Source organism: Streptomyces indicus (genome assembly GCF_900100315.1).
Taxonomy (GTDB): domain Bacteria; phylum Actinomycetota; class Actinomycetes; order Streptomycetales; family Streptomycetaceae; genus Streptomyces; species Streptomyces indicus.
The window spans coordinates 21714-27907 of record NZ_FNFF01000032.1 but is presented as its reverse complement, the minus strand read 5'-3'; the positions used below and the strand labels follow the sequence as shown (position 1 = coordinate 27907).

Here is a 6194-nt window from a genome sequence, read left to right as displayed (position 1 = left end):
GAGGCCGAGGAGGCGGTCCCGGCGGCGGCCGAGGCGGTCCCGGCGGGGGCCCGCCGGGCGCCGGGGGCCCCTGTCGGCGCCCCCCTGTCGCGTCTCCCGCGAGGGGGGAGGGTCGGGGGCGTTCGCGCAGGTCACACCACACGACAGGGCGCCACGCGACAGGGGGCACGACAGGGCACGCGACAGGCACCCGGCCGCGCGGGGCGGTCCCTGTCGGGGTGTGGGGAGCGGGGCCCGCCGCCCGGAGTCCGGCCGGTGGGCCGGGTGCCGGCGCTCTCCTGAAACTTGACAAGAACACGTCAAGTACCCGACAGGGTGCAGGGGTGAGGCGGGTCGGTTTACCGGCAAACTTGACAGGGACGCGCCAAAGGCGCGACAGGAGTCCCGCACGTCCGAGCGAAGCGTCCCCGGGCGGCGGCGGACTGTCGGCCCGGTGTGCCACCGTGCCGCCATGACGCACACCGACCCGGCACCCCCGGCGGAGACCTCCCTCGCGCTCCCGATCCGCGTTCCGCTGATCCCGGGCGAGACAACGCTCTCCCTCCTCGCCCGAACCGCCGCCGCCAACGGGCCCGACCTCCCCCGGCTCCTGCGGGCCCTCGACGACGGCCTCGACCTCCCCGACGGAGACCTCGACCCCCGCCGGGAGGAACTCCTCCTCTCCCCCGAGGCCCTCGCCCGGCTCGCCTCACTCGTCGACCGCGACGCCGACCAACTGTCCCGCGCCCTCCCCGGCGCGCACCCGGACCGCGTCGCCGACGTCGAGGCCGCACGCATCGAACCGTGGCCCGACGAGCTCGGCGCCGCCCCCCTGCCGGCCTGCCCGCTGTGCATGGAACCCGGGGCGTGGCTCGCCGCCACCGGCCACCGTTGGCGGCCGTGCCCCTGCGGCCGTCGGTGGCTCGCCGGGGATGACGGCGGGTACCTCGTCGACACCGCGCCCGTCCCCGATCTCGGATGGGCGCTGCACCGACACCGACAGCTCGTCCACCGCCTGGGCCCCGTCGGTGACGCCCTCCTCGCCGACGCCCATCAAGTGATGCTGTGGTGGTGGGTCTCCCTCCCCCGCCGCCGCGGCCCCGGCCGGGAAGGCGGGAAGGCCGTCGCCGACGTCTGGCACACCCGCGAGGAGGCCCTCGGCATGACCCGGCACCGCCGCCGGGCCGCACCCGTCGTCGTCTACCCCGAGGCCGTCACCCTCGCCGAGCTCATGTGGTCATGGGAGGAACGGCGCCGGAAGCGCGGGGCCTCGTCCGCGGCCTGGGTCGAGGACGTCGTCGCCGAGCTCGTCCCCGCCGGCACCCTCACCCGGCAAGAGCGGGCACCCCTCGACTACTGGCTAGAGCAGCACCGGCCCGAGCCTGCCGGGAAGTCGTCCGGCCGCACGGCCGCCGACCGCCGATGGAACCACCTCCCCGCGCTGCACCGACGGCCGACCGAGCCCGGCCCCTTCCGGGCGCCCTCCTGCCTCATGTGGGTCTACGGCCTGCCCCTGACGTCCGTCACGGCCGTATGCCCCCGGTGCGACGGCCGCGCGCCGAGCTGCCGATGGGTGCCCTACCCCGAGTGCACCGGCCTGCCCGACAAGCGCACCCGCTGACACCCCACGGCACTACGGTGCCGACAGGACGACGGGCCGCCCCCACCGGTAGTAGGGGCGGCCCGCCGCGGCCTCCATCATCACAGACCAGGAAGGCACCACCCATGACGCAAGCCGCCCCCACCCGATGGGTGCCGCCGGACCCCCGGCAACTGCCGGAGTGGCGCGCACAGCTCGTCGACTTCACCGCATCGGAGCCGTCCAACATCACCATGCGCGAGGCGATCCGCGCGGGCCGCTGTTCCATCGTGCCCACCATGCGCAACGCGCCGATTGCGGCCGACACCCTCGCCGCGATCCTGCTCAACAAGGCCGAGCGCGCCCGGCTCGAAGAGGCCGAGCTCTACTACGCCACGGCGGACATGACGGCCCTGGCCTTGGCCGCCGCCGCCACCCCGCCCCGGGAGCGGGTGAGCGTCGACCGCCTGCCGGCGGAATCCGGGCTGATCGTGTTCGGCGAGCCCATCGGCGGATACGTCGAGGACGTCGGGGCCGCCCTGGCGGACACCCTCGCCGCCCGGCCGGGGGTCGATGCCAAGGTCACGACACCGATCGTGGCCGCGTCGTGGACCGCGTGGACCCCGGAAGACGTGAACGTCGAGGGTCAGCCGGTGACATGGGGCCACACCACCCGCGACGGTTACGCCGCGATCCCGCCCGGCACCCGGGGTATCTGGGTGACCTACTACAGTCCCCGGAACCTGTTCTCTGGCCTGCCCCCGGAGACCGTACTCGGCACGATGCGGGACGGGTCAGTCATGACGGCCGGGATGATCGAGGCCGAGCGACACAACGTCCCCGGGGGACCGCTCAACTGGGACAACGAGGCGTTGCTCATCGAGGGCGCCGAGTTCGCCCAGGCCCGGCCCGACACCACCGACGTATGGACGCACACCCTCTACACCGCGTGGCAGCTCATGACGGCCGCCGGGGGCACCCGGTGGGCAGAGGTAGAGGAGATCCCCCGGGAGCGTTCCGGTAGGAAGCGGGACGCCCGGCAGGGCATCACGGGCTCGTCGGCCGTCCGCGTCGTCAACGTCCACACCGCCCAACGGCCGCCCCGGGAAGCCGCCGCCGCCGACGCCGCAGCGAGCACCGGCCGCCGTGAACCGTCGTGGTCCTGCCGGTGGCCCGTGCGTCCGTACCGCCGTTCAACCTGCCTCAACCCCGGCGGGCACGCGGCCGGGGACTGTCAGCACGAGGACCGCATCGTTCCTGGGCACATCAAGGGCCCGCAGGGTGCACCGCTCCGTACCGGCAGCACCGTGCATCTGTGGGACCGACAGCCGCAGGCCGAGGCGTAGCGTCCTCGACCGGTGAACGCCGAGGGCCCCGTCGCGTGTGCGACGGGGCCCTCGTGCGTGGCGGGTTCTACGCGGCGAGGCGGACCAGGACGGGCGCGGCGGCCGGGACCGGGTCGCACGCCTCCCACATCGTTTCGGTGGCGAGGGTGATCACGGGGCCGGACCAGCCGCGGGCCTCAGTGCATCCCACGCAGTCGCACGCCGGGTCGTACGGGACCGGCGCGGCGGTGTACGGGTCCGAGTGTGTGATCGCCCCGGCCGGGGTCGCGTCCTCGACGCTCACGCCGTCGGGGTAGCAGCCGAGGACGAGCGCCCCGGCCGGGACGGCGTCGGCGCGGACGACGGCGAGGGCGTCGCCGAGCTGCGGGCGGTCCTTGGCGACGACGTCCTCGAACAGGGCGCGGGTCTCGGCGTCGACCACGAACGTGCGGGCCGGGGCGGGGGTCGGGGTGTTCATCGGTGCTGCCTCCTTGCTCGGTGGGGTTCCACCATGACACGAGTTGAAGTTCAACTACAAGTAGAACTGCAAGTGTCTTGGTGTGCGCCGACCGGCGGGCGGGACCAGGGTCCCGTATGACCCCAGCTCACAAAATATGAGTGCTCGTCATAACCGCAGGTGAGGCGGGGGGTGCACGGAATGGCGGTTTCAGAGCCGAGAGGCGGGCCTCGCTCCCGCAGGTCACAGACTCCGGACCAGGGGCGACGCCCCGCAGGGGTGCACGCCGTGGCGGTGCTGGCATCAGGGGGGTGCACGAGATGGCGGGTTCGGTGCCACCTGCGGATTCACCGGGCGGGATGCGGCGGGAAGTGCCGGCCGCCGCATCCCGTGGCGGGTTCGGCCGAGAGGCTCCCGGCCGCCGCCCGGAACGGGCAGACTCGACCGGTGCCCGCTCGACCACCAGGAGGAGCCCCGCCCATGCCCCACACCGAACCCGCCACAGCCGAGGGCGAGCTCGTCGACCACCTGCGCAGGGATGCCGCACTGCGCGGGGAGCGTCCGGGCTGGGTGCACAACAGTCTGTCGGCGCTCCTCCTCGCGCACGGCCGCCTGTTCACCCCCGCCCCATGGCCGGACGGTGGCACCCCGCCCGGCGAGCCCGGGAAGTGCTACACCGAGGCGGCATCGTGGGCATGGGCGAGCGGCGGCGAGCTCGTCTACGTCGAGGGGTTGGCGTGGGATATTGCGTGGCCCGTCGAACACGCATGGTGCGCAGGCAGAGACGGTGCCGCGCGTGACCTGACGTGGCCGCGGCCCGGCCGTGCATACCTAGGCATTCCCGTGCGCGCCGAGGAGGCCGTACGTCTGCTGAGCCAACACGGCCCGCTGCTGCACGGGAACGGCTTCGCCTCGGATCTCGCGGTGACGTGGTGCCGTGACGGATTCCCCGCCGAGCTCCTCGCCGAGGGCATCGGCCGCCCCGTTCCCGCCGCCGACTGACCGCAGGCACGAAACGGCGCGGCCCCGGGAAAGTGAACTCCCGGGGCCGCGCCGTATGGCGGGTTCTGCGGCGGCCTACGCGGCGGACTGGTCAGCCGCCGCGCCGTAGTGCTTGCGCAGCACGTCGTACGCCTCTATGGCGATCTCCTCGGGCGGGCGGCCCGTCGCCTCGGCCTGGGAGACGAACAGGCGAGAGAACTCGGTCACCGCACTGTCCGGCAGGACCCATGCGGACGCTTCGCCGGTCGGTGCGGTCGACGTCTCCGTACCGTTCCCCTCGGCCTCCCCCGCGGCGGCCGGTGCCGGTGCCGGCGCCTTCTTCGCGGCGGCCTTCTTCGCCCTGGCCGCCTCCTCCTCCTTGACGACCCGGGCAACGGTCTTGCGCGCGAGGCTTTCGAGCTTGTCCGGGGCCGGGACCTTGTTCCCGTCCCCGACGCGTTCCTTCGCGCTCTGCACGGCGGCCTTCAACACCTTGGCCGTGGGCTTGTTCCCGGACCCCTCTTTGGTGCCCTTCCACAGCGCCCGCGCCGAGTCCGCGCCCCAATCCCGGTAGGCGGGGACGAGCTCGCGCGCCGTGCCCTCGTTCGGGATGGACAGCTCCCGCATGACGGGCGCGGCGGCAATGAGGCGGTCGACCTGCGAGACCGACACCCCCCAGCGGGCGAGGGTGTACTCGGCCCACGTCATCCGGTAGTGCCGGTGAAGCTCCTTGTTCTTGATCGTGTCGAACGCCTCGCCCGCGTCGGCCGCAGCCTTCCCGAACGCCTGAATCCGGCCCTCACACTGACTCAGGAGGAGTCGGTCCTCCTCCGAGAGTGGACTCACGGCCTCGGCCGCGCCGCCCGCCTCGGTGGTGGCCGGTGCACCCCCCTCGCCGTTGTTCGAATTCACATCGAACACTTTCCCGCCAATTGGCGGGACGCCCCCCTCGGCCGGGGCGTGCGCCGCCCCGGCCTCAGTCTCCGGAGCGGCCTCGACTTCCGGGGTTCCCGCAGGCGCCGGCACTCCGGGCGCGGTGAACGTGGCGGGTACGGGCTTCTCGGGCTTGCCCGTTCCCGCCCCCCGCCCACGGGTGGCCAAGGCGTCGCCGAACACTGCATCCATGCTCATCTACTGAATCGCCACCTTCGTCAGGATCTCGACAGCCACCTTATGCATGGGGTCGTCGTCGGCGAGATCGAGCGCCTTCCCGAACGCGCGAGAGTAGCCTCCCTCGCGTTGCTGGTTCGGGACGCTGGACTCCAACACGGTGATCTCGCGCTTCTCCAGGGCGCGGCGGGCCTCGTCGTTGGCCTTCGCGTTGTGGTGGGTCCGGGTGAACAGGACGACGAGCTCGGGGCGGCGTCCCGTGGTGTCTTCCAGGTACTTGAGGGCGAGCCACACGGACGCCGACCGGTGGAGCTCACCCTCGGCGGGCTGGAGGCACAGAACGGCGAGATCCGACATGGCGAGGGCCGAGTGATGCGTCCCGCCGGGAGTGTTGGACCACGCCCCGGTGTCGATGCCGAGGAGGCCACCGGCCGGGGTCTCCTTGGCGATGGTGCCCGGCAAGTGCAGCGCGCTGTACTGCGCCACGACGGGGCTGTTCTTGACCAGGCCGCCGCACAACTGGTCCCACGCGTAGAGAGAACCGTCCTCATCCTCGCCCGGCTGGTCCGAGTCGATTGCAGCCGTGGGGTAGCCCATGCGGGCCCAGTGGCCGCGGACGTGGGCGAGGGTGTGAGTCTTGGTCGACCCGCCCTTGCCGATGAAGGTCACGCGGCGGCCCTTTTCAGGGAGCTGGAACATCAGAGATGACATGGCGGAAGGCTATCCGCCGCATCCGTGATCCCGGCGCCGCTTTTCGCTCTCG

General features: G+C 72.8%; 6 protein-coding genes. 3 read left to right on the top strand and 3 right to left on the bottom strand.

The genetic code is table 11. The features are described 5' to 3' along the window. Positions 1 to 451 precede the first annotated feature (451 nt). Together BLT97_RS36325 and BLT97_RS36320 are read left to right on the top strand one after the other, a co-directional pair. Positions 452 to 1600, top strand: coding sequence for a TniQ family protein (locus tag BLT97_RS36325; protein ID WP_093618197.1), 1149 nt, complete (start codon positions 452 to 454; stop codon positions 1598 to 1600). 104 nt (positions 1601 to 1704) lie between these two features. After that, the gene (locus tag BLT97_RS36320) at positions 1705 to 2904 is read left to right on the top strand and encodes a hypothetical protein (RefSeq protein WP_093618195.1); all 1200 of its coding nucleotides are present in this window, start codon (positions 1705 to 1707) and stop codon (positions 2902 to 2904) included. A gap of 67 nt (positions 2905 to 2971) precedes the next feature. Here BLT97_RS36320 and BLT97_RS36315 read toward each other — a convergent pair whose 3' ends face one another. Further along, on the bottom strand, positions 2972 to 3361 hold the full coding sequence (locus BLT97_RS36315; RefSeq protein ID WP_093618193.1) for a hypothetical protein: 390 nt from the start codon (positions 3359 to 3361) through the stop codon (positions 2972 to 2974). Between the two features lie 459 nt (positions 3362 to 3820). Here BLT97_RS36315 and BLT97_RS36310 point away from each other — a divergent pair, with 459 nt between their 5' ends. Continuing rightward, positions 3821 to 4342, top strand: a complete 522-nt coding sequence (locus BLT97_RS36310) for a hypothetical protein (protein ID WP_093618191.1) — start codon at positions 3821 to 3823, stop codon at positions 4340 to 4342. Between the two features lie 75 nt (positions 4343 to 4417). On the opposite strand, the gene BLT97_RS38225 is transcribed toward BLT97_RS36310, so the two are convergent. Both BLT97_RS38225 and BLT97_RS36300 read right to left on the bottom strand, forming a co-directional pair. Continuing rightward, entirely contained in the window at positions 4418 to 5233 is an 816-nt protein-coding gene (locus tag BLT97_RS38225; protein ID WP_093618189.1) for a hypothetical protein, read from the bottom strand. A gap of 219 nt (positions 5234 to 5452) precedes the next feature. Further along, a complete protein-coding gene (locus BLT97_RS36300; RefSeq protein ID WP_143041445.1) occupies positions 5453 to 6142 on the bottom strand; it encodes a P-loop NTPase family protein in 690 nt (229 codons plus the stop codon). Between the last annotated feature and the right edge of the window lie 52 nt (positions 6143 to 6194).

What these genes read in the sequence shown, in the direction of transcription:
- BLT97_RS36325 (WP_093618197.1), top strand. Translation starts at nt 452, where the DNA reads ATGACGCACACCGACCCGGCACCCCCGGCGGAGACCTCCCTCGCGCTC.
- BLT97_RS36320 (WP_093618195.1), top strand. Translation starts at nt 1,705, where the DNA reads ATGACGCAAGCCGCCCCCACCCGATGGGTGCCGCCGGACCCCCGGCAA.
- BLT97_RS36315 (WP_093618193.1), bottom strand. Translation starts at nt 3,361, where the DNA reads ATGAACACCCCGACCCCCGCCCCGGCCCGCACGTTCGTGGTCGACGCC.
- BLT97_RS36310 (WP_093618191.1), top strand. Translation starts at nt 3,821, where the DNA reads ATGCCCCACACCGAACCCGCCACAGCCGAGGGCGAGCTCGTCGACCAC.
- BLT97_RS36300 (WP_143041445.1), bottom strand. Translation starts at nt 6,142, where the DNA reads ATGTCATCTCTGATGTTCCAGCTCCCTGAAAAGGGCCGCCGCGTGACC.